The sequence below is a fragment of the Mesorhizobium sp. M0715 genome (genome assembly GCF_040320355.1).
Classification (GTDB): domain Bacteria; phylum Pseudomonadota; class Alphaproteobacteria; order Rhizobiales; family Rhizobiaceae; genus Mesorhizobium.
This window is the reverse complement of sequence record NZ_JAMYPL010000045.1, coordinates 1-25615: the sequence shown is the minus strand read 5'-3', so window position 1 is coordinate 25615 and position 25615 is coordinate 1. Positions and strand designations below refer to the sequence as shown.

The 25615-nt window shown below is 64.3% G+C and carries 34 protein-coding genes; 16 read left to right on the top strand and 18 right to left on the bottom strand.

From position 1 onward, the window contains the following. Positions 1 to 181: 181 nt before the first annotated feature. The 3 genes from NKI21_RS31280 to NKI21_RS31270 form a co-directional block, all read right to left on the bottom strand. Positions 182 to 1198 (bottom strand): ABC transporter permease, encoded by a 1017-nt coding sequence (locus NKI21_RS31280; protein ID WP_352443288.1) that lies wholly within the window; start codon positions 1196 to 1198, stop codon positions 182 to 184. After that, a complete protein-coding gene (locus NKI21_RS31275; protein WP_352869099.1) occupies positions 1195 to 2757 on the bottom strand; it encodes a sugar ABC transporter ATP-binding protein in 1563 nt (520 codons plus the stop codon). Before NKI21_RS31275 ends, NKI21_RS31280 begins: the two co-directional genes overlap by 4 nt. A gap of 249 nt (positions 2758 to 3006) precedes the next feature. Then, the gene (locus NKI21_RS31270; RefSeq protein ID WP_128305608.1) at positions 3007 to 3954 is read right to left on the bottom strand and encodes a substrate-binding domain-containing protein; all 948 of its coding nucleotides are present in this window, start codon (positions 3952 to 3954) and stop codon (positions 3007 to 3009) included. A gap of 363 nt (positions 3955 to 4317) precedes the next feature. Here NKI21_RS31270 and NKI21_RS31265 point away from each other — a divergent pair, with 363 nt between their 5' ends. From NKI21_RS31265 to NKI21_RS31255, 3 genes are read left to right on the top strand one after another with little or no spacing between them, the layout of a single operon-like run. Then, a complete protein-coding gene (locus NKI21_RS31265; protein ID WP_127326556.1) occupies positions 4318 to 4506 on the top strand; it encodes a type II toxin-antitoxin system HicA family toxin in 189 nt (62 codons plus the stop codon). Between the two features lie 5 nt (positions 4507 to 4511). Beyond that, on the top strand, positions 4512 to 4913 hold the full coding sequence (locus tag NKI21_RS31260; RefSeq protein WP_128305606.1) for a type II toxin-antitoxin system HicB family antitoxin: 402 nt from the start codon (positions 4512 to 4514) through the stop codon (positions 4911 to 4913). A 4-nt stretch (positions 4914 to 4917) separates the two neighbouring features. Next, positions 4918 to 5616, top strand: a complete 699-nt coding sequence (locus tag NKI21_RS31255) for a RibD family protein (protein ID WP_352869094.1) — start codon at positions 4918 to 4920, stop codon at positions 5614 to 5616. A gap of 90 nt (positions 5617 to 5706) precedes the next feature. On the opposite strand, the gene NKI21_RS31250 is transcribed toward NKI21_RS31255, so the two are convergent. Further along, positions 5707 to 6597 (bottom strand): SDR family oxidoreductase, encoded by an 891-nt coding sequence (locus tag NKI21_RS31250; protein WP_352443115.1) that lies wholly within the window; start codon positions 6595 to 6597, stop codon positions 5707 to 5709. Between the two features lie 91 nt (positions 6598 to 6688). Between NKI21_RS31250 and NKI21_RS31245 the strand changes: the two genes are divergently transcribed. Continuing rightward, positions 6689 to 7522 (top strand): helix-turn-helix transcriptional regulator, encoded by an 834-nt coding sequence (locus NKI21_RS31245; protein WP_352443116.1) that lies wholly within the window; start codon positions 6689 to 6691, stop codon positions 7520 to 7522. Between the two features lie 41 nt (positions 7523 to 7563). On the opposite strand, the gene NKI21_RS31240 is transcribed toward NKI21_RS31245, so the two are convergent. Next, positions 7564 to 8016 (bottom strand): SRPBCC family protein, encoded by a 453-nt coding sequence (locus NKI21_RS31240; protein WP_352443117.1) that lies wholly within the window; start codon positions 8014 to 8016, stop codon positions 7564 to 7566. Between the two features lie 161 nt (positions 8017 to 8177). Between NKI21_RS31240 and NKI21_RS31235 the strand changes: the two genes are divergently transcribed. Together NKI21_RS31235 and NKI21_RS31230 are read left to right on the top strand one after the other, a co-directional pair. Further along, positions 8178 to 8930 carry a pseudouridine synthase gene (locus tag NKI21_RS31235; protein ID WP_031213612.1) on the top strand — a complete coding sequence of 251 codons (753 nt, stop codon included), beginning with the start codon at positions 8178 to 8180 and terminating at the stop codon, positions 8928 to 8930. A 127-nt stretch (positions 8931 to 9057) separates the two neighbouring features. After that, positions 9058 to 9459 carry a VOC family protein gene (locus NKI21_RS31230; protein ID WP_127296300.1) on the top strand — a complete coding sequence of 134 codons (402 nt, stop codon included), beginning with the start codon at positions 9058 to 9060 and terminating at the stop codon, positions 9457 to 9459. Between the two features lie 30 nt (positions 9460 to 9489). Here the strand turns inward: NKI21_RS31230 and NKI21_RS31225 are convergent, their stop codons facing one another. Beyond that, positions 9490 to 10071, bottom strand: a complete 582-nt coding sequence (locus NKI21_RS31225; protein ID WP_128305600.1) for a histidine phosphatase family protein — start codon at positions 10069 to 10071, stop codon at positions 9490 to 9492. Positions 10072 to 10279: 208 nt separating this feature from the next. On the opposite strand from NKI21_RS31225, the gene NKI21_RS31220 reads away from it, so the two are divergent. The 3 genes from NKI21_RS31220 (at position 10280) to NKI21_RS31210 (ending at position 11627) form a co-directional block, all read left to right on the top strand. Beyond that, on the top strand, positions 10280 to 10729 hold the full coding sequence (locus NKI21_RS31220; protein WP_023813270.1) for a universal stress protein: 450 nt from the start codon (positions 10280 to 10282) through the stop codon (positions 10727 to 10729). Positions 10730 to 10836: 107 nt separating this feature from the next. Beyond that, positions 10837 to 11112 carry a type II toxin-antitoxin system TacA family antitoxin gene (locus tag NKI21_RS31215; protein WP_023813269.1) on the top strand — a complete coding sequence of 92 codons (276 nt, stop codon included), beginning with the start codon at positions 10837 to 10839 and terminating at the stop codon, positions 11110 to 11112. Then, positions 11109 to 11627 carry an acetyltransferase gene (locus NKI21_RS31210; protein WP_023813268.1) on the top strand — a complete coding sequence of 173 codons (519 nt, stop codon included), beginning with the start codon at positions 11109 to 11111 and terminating at the stop codon, positions 11625 to 11627. The genes NKI21_RS31215 and NKI21_RS31210 overlap by 4 nt, the downstream gene beginning before the upstream one ends. Before the next feature lie 14 nt (positions 11628 to 11641). Here NKI21_RS31210 and NKI21_RS31205 read toward each other — a convergent pair whose 3' ends face one another. Together NKI21_RS31205 and NKI21_RS31200 are read right to left on the bottom strand one after the other, a co-directional pair. Next, on the bottom strand, positions 11642 to 12391 hold the full coding sequence (locus tag NKI21_RS31205; protein WP_023813267.1) for a sulfite exporter TauE/SafE family protein: 750 nt from the start codon (positions 12389 to 12391) through the stop codon (positions 11642 to 11644). A 21-nt stretch (positions 12392 to 12412) separates the two neighbouring features. After that, the gene (locus NKI21_RS31200) at positions 12413 to 12619 is read right to left on the bottom strand and encodes a hypothetical protein (RefSeq protein WP_023813266.1); all 207 of its coding nucleotides are present in this window, start codon (positions 12617 to 12619) and stop codon (positions 12413 to 12415) included. A 138-nt stretch (positions 12620 to 12757) separates the two neighbouring features. Between NKI21_RS31200 and NKI21_RS31195 the strand changes: the two genes are divergently transcribed. The 7 genes from NKI21_RS31195 to NKI21_RS31165 all read left to right on the top strand — a co-directional run bounded on the left by NKI21_RS31195 (position 12758) and on the right by NKI21_RS31165 (position 18545). Next, positions 12758 to 13621, top strand: coding sequence for a LysR substrate-binding domain-containing protein (locus NKI21_RS31195; RefSeq protein ID WP_352869086.1), 864 nt, complete (start codon positions 12758 to 12760; stop codon positions 13619 to 13621). 132 nt (positions 13622 to 13753) lie between these two features. After that, positions 13754 to 14254, top strand: a complete 501-nt coding sequence (locus tag NKI21_RS31190) for an Lrp/AsnC family transcriptional regulator (RefSeq protein ID WP_023813263.1) — start codon at positions 13754 to 13756, stop codon at positions 14252 to 14254. After that, the gene (locus NKI21_RS31185) at positions 14251 to 15414 is read left to right on the top strand and encodes a saccharopine dehydrogenase family protein (RefSeq protein ID WP_352869083.1); all 1164 of its coding nucleotides are present in this window, start codon (positions 14251 to 14253) and stop codon (positions 15412 to 15414) included. Before NKI21_RS31190 ends, NKI21_RS31185 begins: the two co-directional genes overlap by 4 nt. 109 nt (positions 15415 to 15523) lie before the next feature. Continuing rightward, positions 15524 to 16312, top strand: coding sequence for an ABC transporter substrate-binding protein (locus NKI21_RS31180; protein ID WP_023813261.1), 789 nt, complete (start codon positions 15524 to 15526; stop codon positions 16310 to 16312). Between the two features lie 105 nt (positions 16313 to 16417). Beyond that, positions 16418 to 17089, top strand: a complete 672-nt coding sequence (locus NKI21_RS31175; RefSeq protein WP_023813260.1) for an amino acid ABC transporter permease — start codon at positions 16418 to 16420, stop codon at positions 17087 to 17089. Then, entirely contained in the window at positions 17086 to 17760 is a 675-nt protein-coding gene (locus NKI21_RS31170; protein ID WP_023813259.1) for an amino acid ABC transporter permease, read from the top strand. The genes NKI21_RS31175 and NKI21_RS31170 overlap by 4 nt, the downstream gene beginning before the upstream one ends. A 26-nt stretch (positions 17761 to 17786) precedes the next feature. After that, entirely contained in the window at positions 17787 to 18545 is a 759-nt protein-coding gene (locus NKI21_RS31165) for an amino acid ABC transporter ATP-binding protein (RefSeq protein ID WP_502896797.1), read from the top strand. A 61-nt stretch (positions 18546 to 18606) separates the two neighbouring features. Here the strand turns inward: NKI21_RS31165 and NKI21_RS31160 are convergent, their stop codons facing one another. From NKI21_RS31160 to NKI21_RS31115, 10 genes are all read right to left on the bottom strand, one after another. After that, the gene (locus NKI21_RS31160) at positions 18607 to 18906 is read right to left on the bottom strand and encodes a type II toxin-antitoxin system RelE/ParE family toxin (protein WP_352443128.1); all 300 of its coding nucleotides are present in this window, start codon (positions 18904 to 18906) and stop codon (positions 18607 to 18609) included. Beyond that, positions 18896 to 19141, bottom strand: a complete 246-nt coding sequence (locus NKI21_RS31155) for a type II toxin-antitoxin system ParD family antitoxin (protein WP_352443129.1) — start codon at positions 19139 to 19141, stop codon at positions 18896 to 18898. The genes NKI21_RS31160 and NKI21_RS31155 overlap by 11 nt, the downstream gene beginning before the upstream one ends. A gap of 86 nt (positions 19142 to 19227) precedes the next feature. Then, on the bottom strand, positions 19228 to 20457 hold the full coding sequence (arsK, locus tag NKI21_RS31150) for an arsenite efflux MFS transporter ArsK (protein ID WP_352443130.1): 1230 nt from the start codon (positions 20455 to 20457) through the stop codon (positions 19228 to 19230). Continuing rightward, positions 20450 to 21871 carry an NAD(P)-binding domain-containing protein gene (locus NKI21_RS31145; protein WP_502896798.1) on the bottom strand — a complete coding sequence of 474 codons (1422 nt, stop codon included), beginning with the start codon at positions 21869 to 21871 and terminating at the stop codon, positions 20450 to 20452. The genes arsK and NKI21_RS31145 overlap by 8 nt, the downstream gene beginning before the upstream one ends. A gap of 50 nt (positions 21872 to 21921) precedes the next feature. Next, positions 21922 to 22242, bottom strand: a complete 321-nt coding sequence (locus NKI21_RS31140) for an ArsR/SmtB family transcription factor (RefSeq protein WP_023809325.1) — start codon at positions 22240 to 22242, stop codon at positions 21922 to 21924. 63 nt (positions 22243 to 22305) lie between these two features. Further along, positions 22306 to 22728, bottom strand: coding sequence for an arsenate reductase (glutaredoxin) (gene arsC, locus NKI21_RS31135; RefSeq protein WP_023809326.1), 423 nt, complete (start codon positions 22726 to 22728; stop codon positions 22306 to 22308). Next, positions 22725 to 23834 (bottom strand): ACR3 family arsenite efflux transporter, encoded by a 1110-nt coding sequence (gene arsB / locus NKI21_RS31130; RefSeq protein ID WP_502896796.1) that lies wholly within the window; start codon positions 23832 to 23834, stop codon positions 22725 to 22727. Before arsB ends, arsC begins: the two co-directional genes overlap by 4 nt. A 48-nt stretch (positions 23835 to 23882) precedes the next feature. Further along, entirely contained in the window at positions 23883 to 24215 is a 333-nt protein-coding gene (locus tag NKI21_RS31125; RefSeq protein ID WP_352869074.1) for an ArsR/SmtB family transcription factor, read from the bottom strand. Between the two features lie 70 nt (positions 24216 to 24285). Beyond that, positions 24286 to 24987 (bottom strand): RES family NAD+ phosphorylase, encoded by a 702-nt coding sequence (locus NKI21_RS31120; RefSeq protein ID WP_352869071.1) that lies wholly within the window; start codon positions 24985 to 24987, stop codon positions 24286 to 24288. After that, a complete protein-coding gene (locus tag NKI21_RS31115; protein WP_352610833.1) occupies positions 24981 to 25403 on the bottom strand; it encodes an antitoxin Xre/MbcA/ParS toxin-binding domain-containing protein in 423 nt (140 codons plus the stop codon). The genes NKI21_RS31120 and NKI21_RS31115 overlap by 7 nt, the downstream gene beginning before the upstream one ends. Between the last annotated feature and the right edge of the window lie 212 nt (positions 25404 to 25615).

The window sequence follows — 25615 nt, the reverse complement described above, 5'->3', positions numbered from 1 at the left end:
GCCGAACCCGTCAAACCCCAGCCAATCCGGCCTCAAACCCGAGCCGCAAGGCACCCCACATTGGCCTGACCCTCCCTCCTTGCCCGTATAACTTAATAACGCAACGGGCCCCTTGAGGGGGAGATGCCCGGCAGGGCAGAGGGGGGCGCCTGGGCGCCAACCGCTCCTCCCCCTTTGCTCCTCACCTTCTCACCCGCGATTTCAGCCACCGGTCGAACGCCACCGCCAGGATCAGGATGAGCCCGATGACGATGCTTTGCGTGTAGGACGAGACGTTGTTGAACTGCAGCCCGTTTTGCAGCACGCCGATGAGCGCGGCGCCCACCACCGTGCCGCCGACAGAGCCGATGCCGCCGAACAGCGAGGTGCCGCCGATGACGACGGCCGAGATGACCGTCAGCTCGTAGCCAATACCGGCGACTGCTTCGGAGGAGTTCAGCCGCGCCGACAGCACGAAGGCGGCAAGCCCGGCAAAAAAGCCGACGATGACATAGACCGAGATCAGGATGCGGTCGACGCGCAGGCCCGACAGCCTTGCCGCCTCGGCATTGCCGCCGACGGCATAGACGGCTCGGCCGTAGCGCGTGTAGCGCAGCACGATGTGGCACAGGATGGCGGCCGCGGCGAAGATCAGCGCCGGCACCGGCACGGGGCCGATCAGCCCGGTTCCGAACCAGCGCATCGAGGCGTCGAAGCCCGAGATCGGGCCGCCGTTTGAGATGGTCAGCGTCAGCCCGCGAAACACCGTCAGCCCGCCCAGCGTGACGACGAAGGGCGGCACTTTTAGCCGGGTGATGACAAGCCCTTGCACCCCGCCGGCAGCAGCGCCCACAACGACGGCGGCCAAGAGTGCTGCGAACCAGCCGAACCCTTGCGTGCCGCTCGTCGACAGCGACAGCGTGTTGGCGGAGCCGCCCTTGGCGACCACGGCGGCGACCATACCGCAGAAGGCGAGCAGCGAACCGACCGACAGGTCGATGCCGGCGGTGAGGATGACGAAGGTCATGCCGAGCGCAATCAGCCCGGTGATCGAGATCTGCCTTGTGATGTTGAACAAATTGATCGGGTCCATGAAGCTCGGCTTCAGCACCGTGAAGACGATGATCAGCGCCACCAAGAACAGCAGCGGCCCGAAGCTCATCAAAAGCCGCGCGAAGTTGATACCGCCGCGCTGATCCTGTTCCCCCGCCACGCTCATAGTATCTCCTTGCGGTCGAGTGCCATCAGTTCCATCAGTCTTTCCTCGTTTGCCTCGACGCCCGGCATCTGGCCGGTGATGCGTCCCCGGCGCATGGTGACGATGCGGTCCGACACCGCAAGCACCTCGGGCAGCTCGGACGAAATCATCATCACCGCAATGCCGCGCGCCGCAAGCTGCACCAGGATCTGGTGCACCTCTGTCTTGGCGCCGACATCGACGCCGCGAGTCGGCTCGTCGACGATCAGCACTTTCGGATCGCGCGCCAGCCAGCGCGCCAGGATCACCTTCTGCTGGTTGCCGCCCGACAGGCCTTCGATCGCCTGCTCGGCCGAAGCCATGCGGATCGACAGCATCTTGCGAAACCCGGACAGCGCATCGCGCTCGCGCCGCTCGGCCATGAAGCCGAAACCGTTGCTGAAGCTGCCCAGCGAAGCGATGGAGAAATTCGGCAGGATGCCCAGCGCGGCAAAGATCGCCTGGTGCTTGCGGTCCTCCGGTAGCAGGCCGATGCCGAGCGCAATGGCGTCCGCGGGTGATGCCGGGGCGATCGGCTTCCCGTCGAGCGTGATGGTGCCGGCCGCGATGCGGTCGGCGCCGAAGATGGCGCGCGCCAGTTCCGTGCGGCCGGACCCCACAAGCCCGGCGACGCCGAGGATTTCACCGGCCTTGAGGTCGATGTCGACGCCGTCGAGCACGATGGCGTGGGGCGCCTCGGGGTCGCGAACGGTGCGCAGGCCGCGCACCGACAGCACGATATCGCCGGCCACCGCGCGCTGCGCCGGCCGGGCGTAGAGCTCGGACGCCGCGCGGCCGACCATCTTCTCGATGATTTTGGGCAGCGCGATCGGTCCGCCCTCGCGGTTAAGATGCCCGGCCAGCCGCCCGTCGCGCAGCACCGTCATGCGATCGCATATGGCGGACGCTTCCTCCAGCCGGTGGGTGACGAACATGATGGCGACCTTGTCCTTGCGCAGCCGATCCATGATCGACAGCAGCCGCTGCACCTCGGTCTCGGTCAGCGCCGAGGTCGGCTCGTCCATGATGATCAGCCGGCTTTTCAGCGACAGGGCGCGGGCAATCTCGACCAGTTGCTGTTCGGCCACCGACAGCGCCGACACCGGCGTCATCGGGTCTATGGAGAGACCGACGCGGGCGATGATCGAGCGCGACTCTTGCTCCATGCGCCTCCAACTGACCAGCCCGAGCGGACCGATCGGCGCGCGGCCGATAAAGATGTTTTCCGCCACAGTCAGCGTCGGGATCAGGCTCAGTTCCTGGTAGATGGTGACGATGCCGAGCCGCTTGGCATCCTGCGGGCTGGATGGATGATAATCGGCACCGTCGAAAGTGATGCGGCCGCCCGACGGCGGCATGACGCCCGAGAGGATTTTCAAGAGCGTGGACTTGCCGGCGCCGTTTTCGCCCAGCAGGCCGAGGATTTCGCCGGGGCGGATGTCGAGCGAGACATCGCTCAGCGCGGTGACGCCGGCGAAATGCTTGGTGATGCCCTCGACGGCAAGCAGGATGGGCTCGGGCGATGCGGCTTCAGCTGGCAAGGGTTGCTCCTCTGATGCAGTTCATGCCGGCACGCTCAGCACTTGAACACCCCCCTCTGGCCTGCCGGCCATCTCCCCCGCAAGGGGGGAGATCGGCAGCTTTGCTGGTAGCGCTTTTCCTGCGGTGTGGAGATTGGCGAAAGCAGGACGGACAGCCAATCTCCCCGCTTGCGGGGGAGATGTCCGGCAGGACAGAGGGGGGTGCTGTCCCACCGGCTTTGCCAATCGGCCGATCCCCGCCAAATCGCCCTACTTCGTCTCGCCAATCCTCTCCGCCTTGTCGAGATTGTCCTTGCCGATGACGATCGGCGTCAAAAGCACCAGCTTCTCCTGCGGCTCGGTCTTGTCCTTGGCAAAGGCCACCGCGATGCGCACCGCGGTGCGCGACTGCTCGCCGGGAAACTGCTCGACGGTGCCCGCAAGCTTGCCGTCGCGCACCGCGACCAGCGCTTCCGGCAGTGCATCGAAGCCGTAGATCTTGACGTCGGTGAAGTTGCGAGCGGCGCAGGCCTCCATGGCGCCGAGCGCCATGTCGTCATTGGCGCAGACGATGGCGTCGGGCTTGCCGTTGGCGGCAAGGCCGGCCTCAGTCACCGACAGCGCCTCGGCGCGGGCGAAGTTGGCGGTCTGCTCGAAGACGATCTGATACTTGTCCTTCAAGGGATCGAGCACATTGTGCACGCCCTTGTTGCGGTCGATCGCCGGGCCGGCACCGGGTTGGCCCTGCAGATGGAACAGCTTGGCGCCGTTCGGGAACGCCGCCACCACGGCGTTGGCTTCCGCCTCGCCGCCCTTCACATTGTCGGCGCCGACATGCGCGAGGATGCCCTCGACGCCGTCGACGCGGCGGTCGATCGTCACTACGGGAACACCGGCCTTGACCGCTTCCTCGATGGCCGGCGCCAGTGCGTTGACGTCGAGCGGCGAGATGACGATGGCGTTGACCTTCTGCACCAGGGCGGCCTCGATGTCGGCGGTCTGCTTGGTGGCCGAGTTCTGGCCGTCGCTTTCGGTCAGATTGACGCCTTGCGTGGCGGCTTCCGCCTTGATCTCGTTCAGCATGTGCACGAAGAACGGAAAGCCGAGACTGGGCACCGAGCCAAGGATGGTGAGCTTGTCCTGCGCAAACACCGAGGGCGCGGCAACCATCATGGCGCCGAAAGCCGCGGACGACAGCAGGAATTCACGTCTGTTCATGGGATCCTCCTCCACAAGGACGCACGCCCGAAAACCGGATCGGTTTCAGGAAGGATCATGCGTCGGTTCAAAGTGTGGAGCATCCTCCCTGCGCCCGAAAACGCATGCCGCTCCAGCTGGCCGCCGCTGTAAAAAGAGCCTCCCACCGACGCCTGCACAGGGATGCTAACCCAGCGCCAACCATTTGTGCAACCTCGATATAACAGCGCCGTCCGGCAAATTATCGGAATTGTCGGATTTTTGGATCGTGCGGCATGCTTCCCAGCACAGTAGACACGGCGCTTCGCCTCCTGCGGCCTATTTGGCGTTGACTGACTTCATATTCCTTGTTGAAAGGCCATCATTAAATGTGTATAAATACACATGAAAAGCGCCGACATTATCCGCCTGTTGGAAGCTGATGGGTGGGTTGAAGTTGCCCGAAGGGGCAGTCATGCGCAATTCAAACACCGCGACAGGCTAGGGCGGGTCACCGTCCCTCATCCCAAGCGCGATATTCCAATAGGCACCCTGCGCAGCATCGAAAAACAATCTGGACTGAAACTGAGGTGACGGCCATGAAGCAGTATATCGGACTTATCCATAAGGATGCCGACAGCGACTTCGGTGTGTCTTTCCCTGATTTCCCAGGCGTGATTACCGCCGGCAAGGATCTGGATGACGCCCGGTCCATGGCTGAAGAGGCCCTCGCCCTCCACATCGAAGGGTTGGTCGAGGATGGCGGGGCTGTTCCTGAACCCTCCAGTTTGGAGGCTGTGATGGCGGACGCCGATAATCGCGACGGTGTTGCAATCCTGGTCTCGGCCCAGACCCAGACCAGGAAAACAGTGCGTATCAACGTGACGCTTCCGGACGACATTCTCCAAAGGATCGATGCCTTTGCCGAAGCTCATGGCTATACCCGATCCGGGTTTCTCGCAAAGGCCGCTGAAAAAGTGATGGCGCTTGAAGCGGCGTGACCCGATGAAGCCGCAAATCATCTGCCATATGCTCGCATCACTCGACGGCAGCCTTCATCCAAGCCGCTACACGACAAGTCCGGACGGGACCCGGGCGGAGTGGTCGAGCCTCTACGAGCATATCCACAATGATCTCGCGGCTGACGCCTGGATCGTCGGCCGCGTCACCATGGCCGAGATGAGCAAGGCCGGCGCGCATCCGCCGGCCAATACCGGCAAGGTCGACCGGCCCTATCATTTCGCGCAAAGGGATGCGGGCAGTTATGCCGTGGCGCTCGATGCCTCGGGCAAGCTTCATTTTTCCAAACCCGACATCGGCGGCGACCATGTCGTGGTGCTGCTTGGGCGTGACGTTGCCGACAGCCATCTGGCCGAGCTCGCATCCGACGGCGTGTCCTATATCGTCGCGGAAACGGCGGATATGGATCTCGCCGCGATGGTCGAGGTGCTCGGACGCGAACTCGGCATGCGCCGGCTGCTGCTCGAGGGCGGTGCCGGCATCAACGGCTCGTTCCTTGCGGCCGGGCTCGTCGATGAACTGAGCCTTCTCGTCGCACCCGCGATCGATGGACGGGCCGCGAACCAGGCGTTCGTCGAGTTCGGCGAGAGTGGCCTGCCGGGCAAGATGCAGTTGTCCCTGAAGAGCTGCGAAGCGCTGGCGCATGGACTTGTCCATCTGCGTTACGCAGTTACTCCTGGATGAGGGCTGACCGCCTCGTACAGAAGGGCCGGCAATCTGACTGAAGATTACCGGCCCCTGTATCGTCAGCTTCAGCGCCGATGCTTCAGTCGATCAAGCAGCGTATCGCATGGCGTCGAGATCGGCGATCAGCGTCGGGCCGGTCGGATGCCAGCCAAGCCGTAGCTGGGTCAGCGCGCTGGAGGCCGGCAGATCCATCGGCGCGAACATCGCCATCCAGCCGAAATGCTCCGCCGCTCTTTCCGGCGCGATGGAAACGACCGGCAATTTCAGGCCCCGGCCAAGCGCCTCGGCGATGGCCCGCACCTCGACGCCTTCCTCGCCGACCGCGTGATAGCGCGCGCCCGGTTGCCGCTTTTCCACGGCCAGCCGGTAAAGCCGCGCGACGTCGAGGAGATGGCCCGCGGAGAAGCGGTTGCGGCCTTCGCCGACATAGGCCGAGACGCCTTTTTCACGCGCGATTTCGATGAGCGGCGAGATAAGCCCTTGCTTGACCGGATTGTGGACCTGCGGCAGCCGCACCACCGACACATTGATGCCGGCGTCCAGCAAGGCATTGCCGGCCAGCTCCGAGGCGATGCGCGGATTGGGATGGCCGGGATTGAAGACGTCCTCGATCGCCAGTTCGCCATGCCCGGGGCTGCCCATGCCGACGCCGGAGGTGATCACCAGCGGCCGGTCGGAGCCGGCCAGGGCGGCGCCGAGTGCGGCGATGACGCGCTTGTCCTTTTCGCAATTTTCGGCAAACCGCGAAAAATCGTGGTCGAACGCTGTGTGGATCACAGCCTCCGCCTTGGCCGCGCCGTCGCGCAGCCCCTCGGGATCCTCGAGCGTCCCCCGGAGCACTTCGGCGCCCGCGGCGGCCAGCGCCTCGGCGCCGGCGTCGGAGCGGGTCACGCCGACCACCTGGTGGCCCGCCTGGATGAGTTCGGGAACCAGCGCCGAACCGATGAAACCGGTCGCGCCGGTGAGAAAGATACGCATGCAAAATCTCCTGCACTAGTTGCCTGCGTAATATTGCTGGTCTATTATTCTATTAAAGTAGTGATCTTATCATGGTATAATGACTAACAGGATGCCCTCCAATTCCGCCGGCTCGCTGGCAGCGTTCCTCAAAGACCGGCGCACGCGGCTCGATCCGGCTTCCTTCGGCTTTTCGGGCCGCCGACGCACGCCGGGACTGCGCCGGGAAGAGGTCGCCCAGCGCGCCAACATAAGCCCGACCTGGTACACATGGCTGGAGCAGGGCCGCGGCGGCGCACCCTCGGCCGATGTCCTCAATCGCATCGCCAAGGGGCTGCTGCTGACCGAGGCGGAACGCGAACATCTTTTCATGCTCGGGCTGGGGCGCCCGCCCGTGGTCCGCTACAGAGGCGACGAGGGCGTCAGCCCCCGGCTGCAGCGCCTCATCGACACACTCGATGCCAGCCCCGCCATAGTCAGGACCGCCACCTGGGACGTCGTTGCCTGGAACCGCGCCGCGCGGGTCGTGCTGACCGACTACAGCGCCCTGCCCGAAGGCGAGCGCAACATCCTGCGTTTCATGTTCCTGCGCCCCGTCATCCGCGCCAAGCAGCACGATTGGAAAAACCTCGCCCGTTTCGTGGTCGCTTCGTTCCGTGCCGATGCGGCACGCGCCGGCGCTGTCTCCGAGGTGCGCGAACTCGTCGACGAGCTCTGCAGCGCCAGCCCGGAATTCGACGCGCTGTGGCGGGAAAACGACGTGCTCAGCCACGGCGACGGGACAAAGCGCCTGAAACACCCGGAACTCGGCGATATCGAGCTGGAATATTCGGGCTTCGCGGTCGACGGCCGGCCGGATTTGAGCCTGACCGTCTACAACCCGGTCGACAGCGCCGTCGCCGACCGCATCCGCGCGCTGGCTCTCGCCCGACACCCCAAAGAGTAAGGGCCGGACGACCCGTCCGCGGGGATGACGCCCGCCCTCCTTCAAGCGCGCTCGCAGACCGCCTTCAGGATTTGCAAGGTCGGACCCCAGTAGAGATTGGCGTGCGGACGGATCGCCGGTTCGGCGAAGTCGCTGAGCGTCAGCGTCAGCTTCGTCCCCCCATCCATCGGCGCCAGATCGAAGCTGACCACGGTGTGGTTTTCGGGCACGTCCGCCAGCCGCGAGGCCGACAGCGTGCTCCAGTAGCCGTACGCGAAGCTCTTTTCCGGCTCAAAAGCGCGGATGGTGCCATGGTTCTCGAACGGCATTCCGTGCAGCAGTCCGCGCATCACGATCGCGCCGCCGGCATGCCCTTGCAGGCTGACGGTCAACTCCTCGTCGGACATCCATTGCGGGATCATTTCTGGCGTCGTCAGTATCCGCCCAACCTTGGCCGGCTCGGCACCGATGACGACTGTCTTGGTGATCGGCGAGATGTCGGGAGACTCACTCATGCGAAGCAAGTTTATCGCGGATGCGGCGGCGACAATATCGCCGGTCCAAGAACCGCGGATGCCGCCACTGCCCCCTTGCTTTGCGCACGATTGCAGCAGCGCGTCTTGCGAAGCCATTGCAGCCCGTGGCATTTGTCGGCTCCACCAGCACAGACGGCAGCATGACACCACGGCAGACACGACAAAGCGGCAGGCAGGCGGCGCCCGGCGTCAGCCTGAACCGGGCGCTGTCGAAGCTCGGCCTGTGCTCTCGCACGCAGGCCGAGGTGCTGATCGCCGAAGGCCGCGTGCGTGTCGGCGGCAAGGTCGTGCGCGATGCAGCCCTGCGCGTCGACCTCGACCGTGACCGCATCGTTGTCGACGACAGGCCGGTGGTTGCCGAGCGCAAGGTCTATCTCGTCCTCAACAAGCCGCGCGGGCTGGTCACCACCCGCGACGACCCGCAACAGCGCGACACCGTCTATGCCTGCCTGGAAGGGCTCGACCTGCCCTTCGTCTCCCCGGTCGGTCGCCTCGACAAGGCCAGCGAAGGCCTGCTGTTGATGACCAACGACACCCGGTTTGCCAACCGGCTGATGGATCCGGCCTCGCATTTGCCCAAGACCTATCACGTGCAGATCGGCATGGTGCCGGACGCAGCGATGCTGGACAAATTCCGCGCCGGCGTGACCGTCGATGGCGAGACCCTGAGCGCCAGTTCGATCGAACTTTTGCGCAGCGGCGGCCGCACCGCCTGGCTGGAGATCGTGCTCGACGAAGGCCGTAACCGCCACATCCGTCGCCTGCTCGCCGCGCACGGCGTCGAGGTTCTGCGCCTCATCCGCATCGCTATCGGCCGCCTGCCGCTCGGCGACCTCGCCAAGGGTACGGCACGGCATTTGACGCCGGAGGAACTGGAGCTGCTGGCGGGGTGAGCCCCGAGTATCGTCGATGTCGGCGGCCTTGCATCCGCGCCACCTCCTGACAGGAAGCTGTCAGGAGGCCTGGCCTATAGGTGACTCATGGGCCGGGCCGCGGCTCCAGCAATCCAGGAGCAAAACAATGAATTTCGTCTCTGTCCGCATCATCACGTCGGACGTCCAGCGTCTCGTGCGCTTCTATGGCGAGATCACCGGCATGCCCGTGACTATGTACACAGAAGACTTCGCCGAACTCGCGACACCTGCCTGCACGTTGGCAATCGGCAGCACGCGCACCTTGATGCTGTTCGGCGGCGACATCGCCCGCCCCGCCGACAACCACACGGCCATCCTCGAATTCCGCGTCGGCGACGTCGATGCTGAATTCGCCAGGCTCTCGGACCTACTCAGGGATGTAACGGTGCAAAAGCCGACCACAATGCCCTGGGGTAATCGCTCGCTGCTGTTTCGCGACCCCGATGGCAATCTGGTGAATTTCTTCACGCCGGTAACCGCCGAGGCGATCAGGAAATTCGACAGGTAGGGCGGAGCGGTACCGCCGGCCGATGCCGCACTACTTCTGGTTCCATTTCCGGATGACCGGCTCGCTCAGATCATGCTCGTAGCCGAGCACGCTGATGCTTGCCGTATCGAGCACGAACAGCGCGCCGCCTTCGGGCGGCAGCCCGATCCAGCGCGCCGCCAGCACGCGCAAAAAATGCGCGCTGGAAAACACCAACATGTCGGCATTGGCCTTGCGTAACCCGTCAATGATCCTGTCGGCCCGCGCGCCCACATCGGCCGCCATCTCGCCCTTTGGACAACCATCGCGAAACACATTCCAGCCGGGGCGCTCGGCCAGGATCTGTTTTGTCGTCAGCCCCTCATAGGCGCCATAGTCCCACTCCTGCAGATCGTCTTTCTTGACGCTCTGCGCGCCGAAGCCGGCCAATACGCTGGTGTTGTAGGCGCGCTGCGACGGGCTCGACCATACGGCCGAAAAGGACAGGCCCTTGAGCCTATCCGCGACGCCCCGCGCGGCGGCCTCGCCAACCGGGGTCAACGGCATGTCGGTGCGGCCGGTATGCTGCCCCGAAAGGCTCCATGCCGTCTCGCCATGCCGGACCAGATGGATTTGGGGATACACGCTGCTCATGAGATGCCTTTCGATGTGGTCCGGCACCTTAAGCGACGATGCGGCAAAGGGGAATCCGCTTGGTACAAAACTGCGTGGTCGCCTGGCCTTGATCCGCGGCGGGCCGGCCCTGTGATCATCCTGGTGCCGCAACTATATCAAGGCCAGCCTCTACAAGGCTCCCGCCACCACAAGGGCACGGGCCCTTGCACAACAAGTCGAGATCATCATGTACAAACATCTGCTCATCGCCACGGACGGATCGGAACTGGCCGACAAGGGCGTTGCCCACGGCCTGACATTGGCCAAGGACCTCGGCGCCTCCGTCACCTTCGTTACCGTCTCGGAACCATTCCCGATCTTCGCCTGGGGCGGCGCCATGGCCGGCTATGCCGCCGGCGATGAGCTCGTCGCCTACAAGGAAGAGGCAGGCCGCTATGCCAAGGAAGTGCTCGCCAAATGCAAGGCGTCGGCGGACGCCGTTGGCGTGGCCGCGGAGGTGGTCCATGTCGAGGACAAGCGGCCCGCCGAAGCCATCCTGGAACTGTCGCAGGCCCTGCGCTGCGACCTGATCGTCATGGCCTCGCACGGCCGTCGCGGACTGGGCAAGCTGCTTCTCGGCAGCCAGACGGCGGAAGTGCTGTCCTACACGGAGATTGCGGTGCTGGTGGTGCGGTAACAGATTTGGCCCAGCGCGCTCCTCACATGCCCGTGAGGCTAAAGCGACAGGATTTATATTGTACGGATTGAATCCGTACCATATAATAGCAGACAAAGGAGATAGCCATGCCTCGCAACGTCGGTGATAACGGTCGAATCGATTTCCGGATTCCGCCCGAAGCGAAAGCCGTGATCGCACGTGCGGCCGCCTTGTCGAATGTCGGCCTGACCGAGTTCGTTACGCGCTCCGCACTGCGTGACGCCCAGGCTGCGATCGAACGCGCCGAACATCTTGCGCTGTCAGAACGGGACAGTCTGCGCGTCCTCGACCTGCTTGAAAACCCGCCCTCCCCGACCAACCGCCTTATCCGCGCCGCCAAAGCCGGCCAGACTCTCGCGTGAACTCCGTCACATGGCAAGAAGTGCCGATCGGGAGACAACATAACCGTGCCGCCTTCGACTGTGGCGACGCGGACCTCAACATCTATTTGCAGCGCTTTGCGCGTCAAAGTCATCAAAGCGGTGGCGCAAAAACTTTCGTCGCCGTGACGGCGCAAGATCCTTTGCGCATCCTCGGCTTCTACTCTCTCAGCCCGGCTTCGATCGACTTTGCCAGGACCCCGGCAGTCGCCAAACGCGGCCTTGGCCGCTATGACGTGCCGGTCTACCGTCTGGGTCGGCTCGCCGTAGACCGTACGATACAAGGCCGCGGCCTTGGCGGCGGTTTGCTGCTCGCCGCCGGGAAGCGCTGTATGGCAGTCGCGGAGGAGCTCGGCGGCGTTGCCTTGCTAATCGATGCCAAAGGTGACCAGGCTGCCCACTGGTATGAAGGTTACGGTGCGATCCGTCTGGATGACGCGCCGCTGTCCCTGGTCCTGCCTTTCGCCGCGATCGCCAAGGCGATAGCTGCATTCTGAACGCCTGCCGCAAGCTACAGAATACCGTCCTCCACAAGATAGACACCCAGCGCCAGCAATCCGACGAAGAACACTTTCCGGAAGGTCTCGATGCTCATCCTCCGGCGCAATGCCTGGCCGGCGAACATGCCGGCCAGCGCCGGCGCAAGGGCTGCGACCGATCCCGCCAGTTGCGCGCTCGGCGACGCCAGGGCACCGGTCCTGAACAGCCCGATGGCGAGCGCCGCCGTCGACACGGTGAAGGATAGGCCGAGCGCCTGGATCAGGTCTTCTTTCTCCAGCCGCAGCGATTGCAGATAGGGCACTGCCGGGATGACGAAGACGCCGGTGGCGCCGGTGACCAGCCCGGTCGCCACCCCGACCAGCGGTGACATCAAGGCTTCGTGGCGCACCGGCGTGGTGAAGCCGGCCTTGGCGAGGCCGAGGATCGCATAGAGCACAAGTGCGGCGCCCAGCCCGGCCGAAGCCGCGCCCGTATGCGTGCCGGTCAGCAGCCCGGCACCGGCAACGGTGCCGAGCATCACGCCGGCCATCATCGTCCATAGCCGCTTACACAGGCCGCCGAAGGACGGGCCGGTCAGCAATTGCCAGAGATTGGTGACCAACGACGGGATCAGCAGCAGCGCCGCGGCCTGCGCAGGCGGCATCGTCACCGCCAGCAGGCCCATCGCAACGGTCGGCAGCCCCATGCCGACGACGCCCTTGACGAAGCCGGCGGCGAGGAACACGGCGCCGATCCAGGCGAGGACGCCGGCGCTCAGCATGGTCGTATCTTCAAGGCGGGATCAGTCATGCAGCAGCATATCGGTTGCGTCGGCATCCAGGCTGGCGGCCTTTGCCGGCGCCGCATCGCGGCTGGTGGATACGACCGTCGCCGCGCATCCCCGCAGGCCTGATCCCGCTGGCGCCATGGCAAGGCCAGCCACGGCAATGGCCAGCACGATCGCCGTGCTTTCGAGAATGCCGAGCCGGCCTGACGTTCGTTTGTTCATCACAATTCTCCTTCGAAACTGTTTGACGAAGATCCCGGCCGATCACAATGTGGAAGTTGTGCTGCCAACCTTCGGCCAGGACGAAGGCTGGAGGGCCGATCGCCTTCCCGGGCGCTGAATATTCGCAGGAGCAAAAGAATGCGCTTCGATCTGGTCGATCTCCGCCTGTTCCTGCTGGTGGCCGAACGCGGCAGCATCACCCATGGCGCCGAGCTTGCCGGCCTGGCCCTGGCGTCGGCCAGCGCCCGCATCAAGGGCATGGAGGAGCGGCTCGGCGCGCCGCTCCTGGAGCGCCGCCGCCGTGGTGTGGTGCCAACGCCGGCGGGACATGCGCTGCTGCATCATGCGCGCGCCGTGCAGAACCAGATCGAGGCCATGACCGGCGATCTGGCCGCCTATGCCACCGGCCTGCGCGCCCGCGTCCGGCTGCTGGCCAACACCGCCGCTACAGCCGAGTTGCTGCGCGACATCCTGCCGGCTTTCCTTGTCGCCCATCCCCAGATCGACATCGATCTCGACGAGCGCCCCAGCCATGAGATCGCGCAAGCCGTGGCCAATGGTGCGGCCGATCTCGGCATCGCCGCAACCTGGGCCGGCCTGTCGCATCTCGAACAGAAACCGTTCTTCACCGACCGGCTGGTGGTGATCGCCGCGCGGAACCGGCCCGGCCTTGAAGGCCGCACCGTCAACCTCACTGAGGTTCTCGGCGAATCTTTCGTCGGCCTCAGCACCGGCCATGCGCTGCAGGAGCACATCACGCGCCAGGCGGCCCGCCTTGGCGGCCATCTGCATGTCCGCATCCGCGTGCCTGGCCTCGACAATGTCTGCCGGCTGGTCGCGCAAGGCGCCGGCATCGCCATCGTGCCGGAAAGTGCGGCGGGTCGTTCCGTGCGCACACTGCGGCTGACCGACGACTGGGCGACGCGCCAGCTCAACCTCTGCGCCCGCCGCTTCGAAGAGCTGACGCCACAGGCAAAACTGTTGGCGGCAGCGCTGGTCTGAGCCCTGACAGCGACCACCTATCACCAGTAGCGCTGAATCATTGCCTTGCTTTTCCAATATCCGTGACGTAGCTTGTTTGCACATTGGCAAAAAAACCGCCAAAGTTTTTTCCTTTTGTGAAAGACGGGGACTTTGCGAGAACATCTCGATCTGACCGATCGGCGGCTGGTCAAACAGCTGTCGCAGGATGCACAGCCGGGCATCAACCGCATCGCGGAGATATTGGCGATTTCGGTGCCGACGGTGCGCACGCGGTTGCGCAACCTGCTCGACCGCAACCTGCTCAAGATCGTCGGCCTGCTGAATCTGACCGAGCGTCCCGAGCTGATCTCGGCCATTGTCGGCATCAATGCCCAAGGGCGCGGCCGGGCCCGCGAACTGGCGCAGCGCATTGCCGAACTGCCCTTCGTCAACTCGGCCTCGGTCGTCACCGGGCGCTTCGACATCATCGTCGACGTAACCGTGGCGGGTGACGTCGCCGACCTCTACCGCGTCACTAGCGAACTGATCCCGGGTGCCGGCGAGCCCGGCGAAGTCGTGCGCAGCGAAACCTTCGTCGTCATGGCGTCCTGCAACAAATGGGTCAGCCTGCCGGAAGGCTGCTGGTCGGACGACCGCAAGGAGCCGGCATGAAGATCGCGGTACTCGGCGGCCTCGGCCTGCAAGGCCGGGCGGCAATCGCCGACCTTGTTGCCAGCGACGGCGTCGAGGAAATCGTCTGCGTCGACACCGCAGCGGATGGCCCGGCCCGGCTTGCCGGCCTGACCGATCTTGCCCGTGTGCGCTTCGTCGTGCCTGAAGGCGCGATCGGCCCGGCGCTGGCCAATGTGCTTGATGATGTCGACGCCGTCATCGACCTGTTGCCGCAGCCATTGATGCGCGAGGCGGTGCAGGCCGCGATCGCCACGCGCACGCCGCTGGTCACCACCAACTACGCCAAGTCGATCGCCGATCTGGCGCCGGCCGCCGAACAAGCCGGCGTCTCGATCATGACCGAATGCGGGCTCGACCCCGGCATCGACCTCGTACTCTACGCCCGCGCCGCCAGGCAGTTCTCTTCGATCACCGCGATCGATTCCTATTGCGGCGGCATCCCCGAGCCGAAGGCGATGGCCAAGCCGCTGTGCTACAAGGTGAGCTGGAATTTCGACATGGTCCTGGTCAGCCAGAACCGCGACAGCGTCATGATCGAGGGCGGAAAGCGCGTCGCGGTGCCGGCCGGCCAGCAGCACGAAAACCCTTTCATCCATGAGATCGAGGTCGCGGGCCTGGGCAGGCTGGAAGCGTTCCCAAATGGCGATGCGCTGCATTATGTCGAGATGCTGGAGGCAGCCAAGGGTCTGCGCCGTTCCGGCCGCTACACGCTGCGCTGGCCGGGATGGTCGGCCTTCTGGGCGCCGCTAAAGGAGCTCGGTTTCCTCTCTGAGGACAAGGTGCCCGGCACCTCCAACAGCCCGCGCGAATTCCTCGGCCGGCTGCTCGGCCCGCAACTGCAATATGGTCCCGGCGAGAAGGACCTGTGCGTGATGCGCAATGTCTTTTCCGGCCTCGAAGACGGCCGCGCCAAGACAGTGACGTCGGACCTGATCATCGAGCGCGATCTCGCTTCGGGCCTGTTCGGCATGAGCCTCGGCGTCGGCTATCCCGCCAGCATCGTGGCGCAGATGCTGGCGCGTGGCGAGATCACCAAACCCGGCCTGCTCAACCCGCTGCTGGACGTGCCCGACGAACCCTTCTTCGACGAGCTTGCCAGACGCGGCATCAAGGTCACCGAGACGGTGGCCTGGGACTGAGGATTTTCGAACGGTGGCTGCCGCCGGCAACGGCGCTGCCGCTCAAAAAGCACCCCAAAGGGTGAAAAACAACGAAGACATGGAACAATAAAACAAGGAGGACTACCAAATGAAGATTGCCAAGCTTTTCATCGCCGGACTTGCGCTCGCCGGCCTTACCACTGCTGCCTCAGCCGGAACACTGGACGACATCACCAAGCGCGGCGAACTGCGTGTCGCCGTGCAGACCCAGGGACCCCCTTTCTCGCTGGTTGGCGCCAATGGCGAACGCACCGGCAGTTCGGTTGAACTGGCCGAACTGATGGCCAAGGAAATGGGTGTGAAAATCACCTTCCTCGATTTCGACTGGGATGGTCTGATCCCGGCGCTGCTGTCAGGCAAGGCCGACCTTCTGGTCGCCGACATGACACCGACGCTGGCGCGCGGCATGAAGGTCGCCTTCACCACGCCTTACATGTACACCGGCAGCACCGTCTTCACCAAGGCCGACAGCAAGTTCAAGACCACCGAAGACTGCAAGGCCAAGGGCACCAAGATCGCCGTGCTGCTCGGCGCCACCGGCGAGAAGGAAGCCAAGAAAGCCTTCCCCGACGCCGACATCAAGAGCTACAAGGGCGGCGGTCCGCTGCTGCTCGACGCCGTCAACAACGGCCAGGCCGATTGCGGCGTCAACGACGTCTCGGCGGTCAAGGGCCAGTCGACCGCCTATCCGGCCGGCAGCTTCACCATCATGCCGGACCTTCTGTCGAAGGAGCCGCTTGCTTTCGCCACCCGCTATGACGAGCCGGACCTGCTGGTCTGGATGAACCTGTTCCTCAACCAGGTTACCATCGATGGTCGCCTGCAGAAGAACCTCGACTACTGGGTCAATTCCGACGCCTGGAAGAAAGACCACTAAGCAGCGATAAAACCCAGGCGGTTTCGCGCGCGTCTCAAGCGCCGCGAACCGCCTGGAATTTCGCTTCATCCGTCGTTTCCTGCACTCTGGGGATTGCACCCAACGATGCTCGAAAATTTCAGTTTCCGCACCATCGTCGAATACCTGCCGCTGTTCGGACAGGGCCTGATCACGACCGTCTGGCTGTCGGCGCTGTCCTTTGTAGGGGCGCTCATCGTCGGCATCGTGCTGTGCGCCATGAATCTGCAGCGCGGCTGGCTGTTTCGTGTGCCGGCCAAGGCCTATATCGATGCGGTGCGCGCCACGCCCTTGCTGGCGCAGCTCTATTTTCTCTATTTCGGCCTGCCCCGGCTCGGCTTCGTCCTGCCGGAACTCGTCGTCGGCATCCTCGCGCTGTCGTTGAACAGCGGTGCCTATATCGCTGAAATCATTCGCGCCGGTATCTTGTCGATCCCGCGCGGCCAGGTCGAGGCCAGCGTCGCCTCGGGCATGACCTATGTCCAGCGCATGCGCCTTGTCGTCCTGCCGCAAGCCTTCAAGGTGACGATCCCGCCTCTGCTTGGCCAAGCCATCGTGCTGGTCAAGGATTCCGCCCTTCTGTCGCTGATCTCGGTTGCCGAACTGACGCGCGCCGGCCAGTTGCTCGCCTCCGACCGCTTCATGCCGGCCGAAGGTTTCCTCACCATCGCCGCCTTCTATCTGCTGCTCTATTACGGACTGAAGGGACTGGCTGGCGTCTCCAGCCGCTGGCTCGGCACGGCGGGGGCGCGGACATGATCTGGCAACAACTGCAAAGCCTCGCCGGCTCCTATCCGCTGGCCCTGCGCGGCCTCGGCATGACCGTGATGCTGTCGCTGATCAGCCTTGTGCTCGGCACCTTGCTCGGCTTCGGCCTCGGCATCCTGCGCACCGGCGGCAACCAGCTGATCTCGGGCTTGATCGGGGCCTGGGTCGACCTGATCCGCGGCACGCCGTTCCTCGTGCAGATCTTCCTGATCTTCTTCATCCTGCCGGAGTTCGGCATCGAGCTTGACGCCTTCACCGCCGGCATCATCGCGCTGACCAATCTGGCCGCCTGCTTCATCTGCGAGATCGTCGTCGCCGGCATCCGCTCGGTGCCGACCGGCCAGGTCGAGGCGGCGCTGGCGTCCGGCCTGTCGCGCTGGCAGCGCATGCGCCAGGTGGTGCTGCCGCAGGCGATGCGCATCGTGCTGCCGCCGCTGGTCGGGCAATATGTGCTGCTGATCAAGGATTCTTCGGTCGTCTCCGCCATCGGTCTCACCGACCTCACCCGCGTCGGCTGGCTGGTGGTGCAGCGTGTGCCCAACGGCCTCTTGGTCTTCTTCCTCGTCGGCGTCGGCTATTTCATCGTATGCTATCCGCTGATCATGCTGGCCCGTCGGCTGGAGCAGCGCATGGGCGCGGCACATGGCGAGGTGCAGTTGTGACTTCCAACCCCAAAGGTCCAGAAAACATGACCACAACGGGCCTTGCCAAGACCGGTATGATCGACTTTCGCGGCGTCAACAAATGGTTCGGCTCGCTCAACGTGCTCAAGGACATCACGCTCAGCGTCGAGCCGCGCGAAGTGGTCGTCGTCTGCGGCCCGAGCGGCTCGGGCAAAAGCACTCTGATCCGCTGCGTCAACGGCCTGGAGGCGATCAAGAACGGCGACCTCGTCGTCGACGGCCAACGCCTGGGCGACCCCGCCACCAACATGACGCAGCTGCGCACCGAGATCGGCTTCGTCTTCCAGTCGTTCAACCTCTACCCGCATAAGACGGCACTCGAGAACGTCACGCTAGCCCCCATCCATGTCCGCAAGATCCCGCGTGCCGAGGCTGAAAAAGCAGGCCGTGAATTGTTGGCCAAGGTTGGCCTCGCCGACAAGGTCAATGCCTATCCCGCACAGCTCTCCGGCGGCCAGCAGCAGCGCGTGGCGATCGCGCGTTGCCTCGGCATGCGGCCCAAGATCATGCTGTTCGACGAGCCGACCTCGGCGCTCGATCCCGAGATGATTTCCGAAGTGCTCGACGTCATGGTGGCGGTCGCCGAGGAAGGCATGACCATGATGGTGGTGACGCACGAGATGGGCTTTGCCCGCAAGGTCGCCCAGCGCGTGGTGTTCATGGACGCCGGCGCCATCGTCGAAAGCGGCACGCCGGAAGAATTCTTCTCGCACCCCAAGACTGACCGCAGCCGCGCTTTTCTGAGCAAGATTCTACGGCACTGACGGCGCACTGACACTCCGATCAAATCTACGCGCGTCTTAAGTAGCGAGCACACGTCTCCCGTCACAGATGTCGTTCGATGTCCATTCGTTGATGCAGGATGCGGATAACATCCAGGGTCGTTTCGGATAGACGGAAGAAAACGAAGTGCTGACCGACTGGGTATTTGAAGTACCCTTCCCGCACATCGGTGCGGCGGCCGGTTTTAACGCCGCGAGCCAGGGCTTCGATCACATCGATCAAACCGTGGTGGTACCGATCCGCTTGTTCCAGCGACCAGTGTTTGAACGTGTAGAGCCAGATATCTTCCAGCTCAGCTTCAGCCAGCGGCGAGAGCCGATACTGGCGGCTCTCATCTGGCATGCTTGGCCCGCATCCTGCTCAGGAATGCGGTGTTGTCGAAGGCTAGGGGCGCGCCAGATTCCTCGCCGGCGATGAGGGCGTTTTGCAAGGCACGGACCTTGGCCTCATGCTCTTCGAGCAACCGCAGGCCCGCACGCACGACATCACTTGCCGAACCGTAACGGCCTGTCTGAACCTGCGTATCGATGAAACCGGCGAAATGGTCGCCAAGGGAAATAGAGGTATTTCGGGGCATGAGCTTCGTCCCAACGTGATGATACCACTGTATACCAAAAATTGGTATACATCCACAATTCTGGCCGGAGAAGGCCAGGTGCCAAGTCATGCGGGATGGGTCACAAACGCTGCCACCCGGCCACGCCGCCTCAGCAGCACGATGGCAAGAAAGGCGATCACGCCGCTCGCGGCGACGACGACCAGCACCCACAGGGAATTGGCGACGGATGTCCGCGCCATCATGAAGGCGAGCGCGAATGGCGCGAAGGCCGAGGTGAACTGACGGGCAGCACTCGCCCATCCGAGCCGCGCACCATAGCCTTCGCGACCGAAGAGTTCGAGCGGCAAGGTGCCGCCGACGATGCTGGTGAGGCCTGAACCGAGGCCAAATAGCAATACGAACAGGAAAGCGCCGGGCAGCCATGGCGTCGTCAGGAGCAGTGCGCACAGCCCGGCTGTGACCAGCAAAGCTGCAATGACGGCGAGGTGCGTTTGCTGCAGGCGGCCGCCAAACAGCATGTTGATCAACCGGCTGGCGACTTGCGCCGGCCCGAACAGGGTCGAGACGAAGAGGCCTGCGGTTCCGAGCCCCAGCGCCGCCGTCAGCGGCACCATGTGGATGAGGATCGCCGACAGCACGAAGCCCTCGGTGGCGAACCCCGCCAGCATCAGCAGGAACGCGGCCCGGCCGCGCCGCGCGTCGAGCCGCGTGCCCCCTTCATCGGGGGCGTGCCCGCGCTCTTGGCTCGCCGCCGTCGCGTTACGGCGCGACAGGCGCATCAGCCAGGCGTGGATCGGCAGGCACAGCCCGAGATTGAGCGCGGCGAACAAGAGATAGACCTCGCGCCATGTCAGATGCACATGCAGTGCCGAGGTCAGCGGCCAAAACAGGGTCGAGGCGAACCCGGCGATGAGCGTCAGATGGGTGATGCTGCGTTGCGGCCGGGGAACCCCGATCTGCACGATCGCAACGAAGGCGGCGCTGTAGAGAACGAAGCTGGAGGCCAGTTCCATCGCCAGCAATGCCAGAACGAAGCTCACGCGGCCGGGCGCGACGGCGCACAGCGCCAGCGCTACGGCTGCCGCCACCGAGCCGATGGTCATGATGCGGCCGGCGCCGAAGCGGTCGGCCCACCGCCCGGCAGTCGGCGCGAACAGGCTGCCGGCAAACAGCGAGGCCGACAGAGCGCCGAACACCCAGCCCTCCGTGAGCCCGAACTCCCCAGCCATTGCCGGCGCCAGGATCGAGAAGCTGTAATAGAGCGTGCCGTAGCCGATGATCTGGGTCAGCCCAAGCGCCCAGATCGCCTTGCGCAGGACGGATCGGTCAGGCATCGACGCCGGCCGCCATATTCTCTCGCGTCTCGGTGGCCGGCGCGGTTGCGCAGCCGCAACCCGATGCGCCGGTTGCCTTGGCGTCCGCATCCCTGACGCAGCAGGCATCGACAGCGGCGGGTGCGGGCCCGCCACAGCAGCCGGCGCTTTCCGATACCGTCACGACACCGACGGCGCTGCACACGCCGGTCTCCGGCAGCACCAGCCGGACCTCGCGGGCCGCTACATGGTCTCCGGCAATGTCGGCGACCACCGAGCGAACCTGCTCATAGCCGGTCGCCATCAGGAAGGTCGGGGCGCGGCCGTAGGATTTCGAGCCGACGATGGTGAAGCCAGGTTCGGGATGGGCGAGTTCCGCGATGCCATGCGCAGGAACCGTGCCGCATGAATGAAAATTCGGATCGATCAGCGGCGCCAGCGCCGGCGGCGCTTCGACGACGGGATCGAGCGCGATGCGGATTTCGCCAAGGAACGACAAATCGGGCCGGAAACCGGTGGTGACGACGATGCGGTCGACGGCCAGCCTGAACGGCTTGCCACCCAGGCTGGCGTCGATGACGAGCCCCTCGCCTTGGGCCTCAATGTGGTTGACGGCGAAAGGCGCCAGCATGTTCAGCCTGCCGTCGGCCATCGCCTGCCTGGCGGCCAGTCCAAGCGCGCCGCGTTCCGGCAACTGGTCGTTCAGCCCGCCGCCGAGCAATCTCTCGACGCTGACGTGGCGCAGCGCCCAGAAGATTTCGGTGCCAAGCGCCGCATCCTGCAGCTCCATCAGCGCCAGCGCGACGTTGATAGCCGAGTGCCCGCCGCCGATGACCAGGATGCGCTTGCCCGCATAGTCTTTTCTCGCCTTGCCGAGCACGTCGGGAATGCCATAGGCGATGCGTGCCGACGCCCCGCCTTCGCCGGCAACTGGCAGCCCGTCGACGCCGATCGGATTTGGCCGCCACCATGTTCCGGACGCGTCGATGACGGCGCGCGCGTGAACGCGGTGTTCGCCGCCGGCATCGCGATAGCGGATGACGAAGGGCGCGTCCTTGCGGCCATCATTGGCGACCTTGTCGTGTCCCTGACGGGTGATCGCGGTGACCTCGGCGCCGAGCTTCAAATTGGCGGCGATCGCGGGAAGCCGGCCAAGCGGCGCCAGATAATCGCGCACGATCTCGCCGCCGGTCGGCAGGCCCTGGCTGTCCGGCGCCGTCCAGCCGGAGCGGTCGAGCAGCGCCCGCGCCGCCGTATCGATGTTGTATTTCCATGGCGAAAACACCCGCACATGGCCCCAATCGAGCAGCGCCGCACCCACGCTTTCGCCGCGCTCCAGGATCAACGGACGAATGCCGCGCTCGACTAGATGCGCCGCGGCTGCCAGCCCGACCGGGCCGGCGCCGATCACCGCGACGGGAAGGTTTGCCATCATGTCCATAGGTTCGATCCTTCCGGTATGTTCGAATTATAAGTGCAAAAAAATCAAACCAGTGCTTTGCCGACGGCGGGCGCGCAGACGGCGTCAGCGCAGCACTCGTCGGCGAGATAGCCGATCAGCGCATTCATGCCGGGATAGTTGGCGCGGCAGATCAGCGTCGTCGCTTGCCGCTCCTGCGTGACAAGCCCGGTGTCGACCAGCCGTTTGAGGTGATGCGACAGCGTCGATGACGGAATGTCGAGCTTGCCCTGGACGCTGCCGACGGCAAGCCCGTCGTCACCGGCGCGCACCAGGATGCGATAGAGCTGAAGTCGCGTCGGATTGCCGAGTGCTTCAAGCTGGGCAGCTGCTTTTTCGAGTTTCATGGAAATAAACTACGCGGCACTTTTCGCGCCGTCAACTTAATTTCGAAAAATATGGAAATAACATCAGCCGGCGCGTTTGCCCGAGGCGCCTGTGATCACCTCGCCATCCTCCTTGGTGAACGCACCGATCTCCGGGTTGGGCAGGATGTCCAGCACCTTTTCCGACGGCCGTGCAAGGACGACGCCGAGCGGGCTGTCCACGATCGGCCGGTTGATAAGGATCGGATGTGCCAGCATGAAATCGACGATCTGCTCGTCGGACCATTTCGGGTCGGCAAGGCTGAGTTCGGCATAGGGGGTGCCCTTCTCGCGCAGCAGGTCTCGCGGTGTGATGCCCATCGCGGCGATCAGTTCGACTAGCCTTTGTCGCGACGGCGGCGTCTTCAGATATTCGATCACCTCCGGCTCCTCGCCCGACTGCCGGATGATGGCCAGCGTATTGCGCGACGTGCCGCAATCGGGATTGTGGTAGATGGTGATGGTCATTTCGAGGCCTTCCCAGTCGACATGGTATTCCGGACGGCGCCACCCTTCTCGTACCAGCCCTTGCTGCGGTTCACGATCCACACCACCGACAGCATGACCGGAACCTCGATGAGCACCCCGACCACGGTGGCAAGGGCCGCGCCCGAATTCAGCCCGAACAGCGCGATCGCGGCGGCCACCGCCAGCTCGAAGAAGTTCGACGCGCCGATCAGCGCCGATGGTCCAGCCACGCAGTGCCGCTCGCCGCTGAGGCGGTTGAGCAGATAGGCAAGACCGGAGTTGAAATAGACCTGGATCAGGATCGGCACTGCCAGCAGCACGATCACCAGCGGCTGCGCAATGATCTGCTCGCCCTGGAAGCCGAACAGCAGTACCAGCGTCGCCAGCAAGGCAATCAGCGACAAGGGCTGCAGCGTGGCAAGCAGGGCATCGAGCCCGACCTGTCCCCTCGCTGCCAGCAGCCGGCCACGAACTAGCTGCGCGACGATCACCGGCGCGACGATGTAAAGTGCGACCGACAGCATCAGCGTGCCCCATGGCACGGTGATCGCCGACAGGCCGAGCAGCAGGCCGACGATGGGGGCGAAAGCGACGATCATGATCGCGTCGTTGAGCGCCACTTGCGAAAGCGTGAAATTCGGCTCGCCGCGCGTCAGGTTCGACCAGACGAAAACCATCGCCGTGCAGGGCGCCGCGGCAAGGATGATCAGCCCGGCAATGTAGGAATCGATCTGCACGGCGGGCAGCCACGGCCGGAACAGCCAGCCGATAAAGAGCCAGCCCAGCAGCGCCATCGAAAACGGCTTCACCGCCCAATTGATGAACAGCGTCACGCCGATGCCGCGCCAATAGGTGCCGACCCTGGCCAGCGAGGCGAAATCGACGCGCAAGAGCATCGGCACGATCATCAGCCAGATCAGCACGGCGACAGGAATGTTGACCCTGGCGATCTCGGCCGACGCGATGGCGCCGAACACGCCTGGCAGCAGATGGCCAAGTGCGATGCCCGCGACGATGCACAATGCCACCCACACCGTGAGATATTTCTCGACGAAGCCGATGCCGGGCCGAACCGCCTCAGCTGTGTTCAGAGCGTGATCGGTCATGATGGCTTTCCTTGTTCGAACGGCGCGCGGCGGACAGTCACAAGCCCCTCAGCAGTCACAGGTCACGGCATTGATGACGGGACGGCAGAGTTCCGGCGCGCCGTTGCAGCAATCTTCCATCAGATAGGCCAGAAGGTCGCGCAAGCCGGTCATATCGGCGACATAGCGCACGGTCCTTCCGTCGCGTTCGGGACGGATCAGCCCGGCATGGGCGAGCACCTTCAGATGCGCCGACATGGTGTTCTGGACCGTGTCGAGCCTCGTTGCAATCCCGCCCGCCGGAATGCCTTCCGGGCCGGCACGCACGAGCAGCCGGAAGACATCTAGCCGCGTCTCCTGGCCAAGTGCGGCGAGCGCGTTCAAAGTGCCCTTCTTATCCATATATCTGAATCCTTGGATTTATCGATACCTGGATATCGACTTCCCCGCCATCTGTAAAGCCTGTCCGCCGCTATGATGTGACGGCCAGCACCTTTCCCGTATCGTGCTGGCGCACGAAATCCACGCGGGCGCCGTCCCAGTGGTAGCTGTAGTGGCGGCCCTGCACTGGAATGGCAATGACATCGGGCCAGAAGATGCCGATGCAGCCGCCGCCCGGCATGCGCACGCTGTTCCACACCAGTCCGTCGCTGCCCCCTGCCCGCAGCGCCCGCCCTTCCGCCTGCGAGGCGGAATAATCGTCCGGGTCGAGCACGCCGGGCACGGCGTTGACGTCATCGAGGTCGCGGTCGACGCTCCCGATCAGCACGCGGAAATCCGCCGTCCAGCCCGGCCCCTCGTTGGTGGCACGCATGAATTTCTGGTGGTGGTGGATGGTCTCGGCGAGCGCGACGTCCTCGCTGTCGCCGGCATAGTAGATGCCGTAGCTGCCATCCGAAAAGCGTCCCGGCCGCAGCGTCGAACAGTGCACGAAGGGCGCCATCACGAAGCTGGCGCCGGGGCCGGAAACCCGCCTTGCGGCCGACACCTTGCCGAGATCGCCGATCTCGAACCTTATGCGCGGGTTTGTCTTCGCCTCGACGGCGGCAAGCGCCTCCCAGTCGCGCGGGTCGGCAATGTCCTCGAAGAGGTCGATGGGCGGATGGATGGAGCGGATGATGCGGAAGGTCTGGTGCCAGTCGACGCGGCGCCTGACCGCAAGTCCACTCACCATGCACCACGCTCCGCATCGAGCCATTCGCGCATCGCCGAGAGATCGGAGATTTCGCCGCGAAGCATCAGGTCGAGGGCCGACTGGCCGCCGAAGGTGGCATTGGGCTTGCGTATCCAAGCATAGCCGCGCGCCGGCTCCGTGAACAGATAGCGGAGGCCCTTATGGATGCCCATCAGATGCGCCATGCGGGTGCGCAGATCGCGGTCGATCCTGCCGACGCCGCCTTCCTTCGCCCCAGTCTTCCAACGCGCCCAGGTCCGCGCCGACATGCCGCCGAGCAGGATGCAGGCCTCCAGGTCGGTGAGATTCCAGGCCTTGAACAGGTTGACCGTGGTGCGCGCCAGCGCGCCAGCTTCTTCATCCGAGATAGCGGCTCCGACCGTGGCCGGCGTGGTGACGATGGACTGAAGCTGCATTTTGTGCCTCGCTATTGGCAGACATATAGCATGTATTTGCCAATTGGCAAGCTAAGTCCAACCGCATCTTGATGGGAAGAGGATGGCGGGACGTGGCAGGGCTTGGGTTCCTCGCCCCCGCAAAGCGGGGGAGAGCGACTATCTGGGGTGTCAAGTTGCAATTACGAACTCGTTGCGCGCATCGCGTGCTTTTGCATTGAGGATGACCAGGA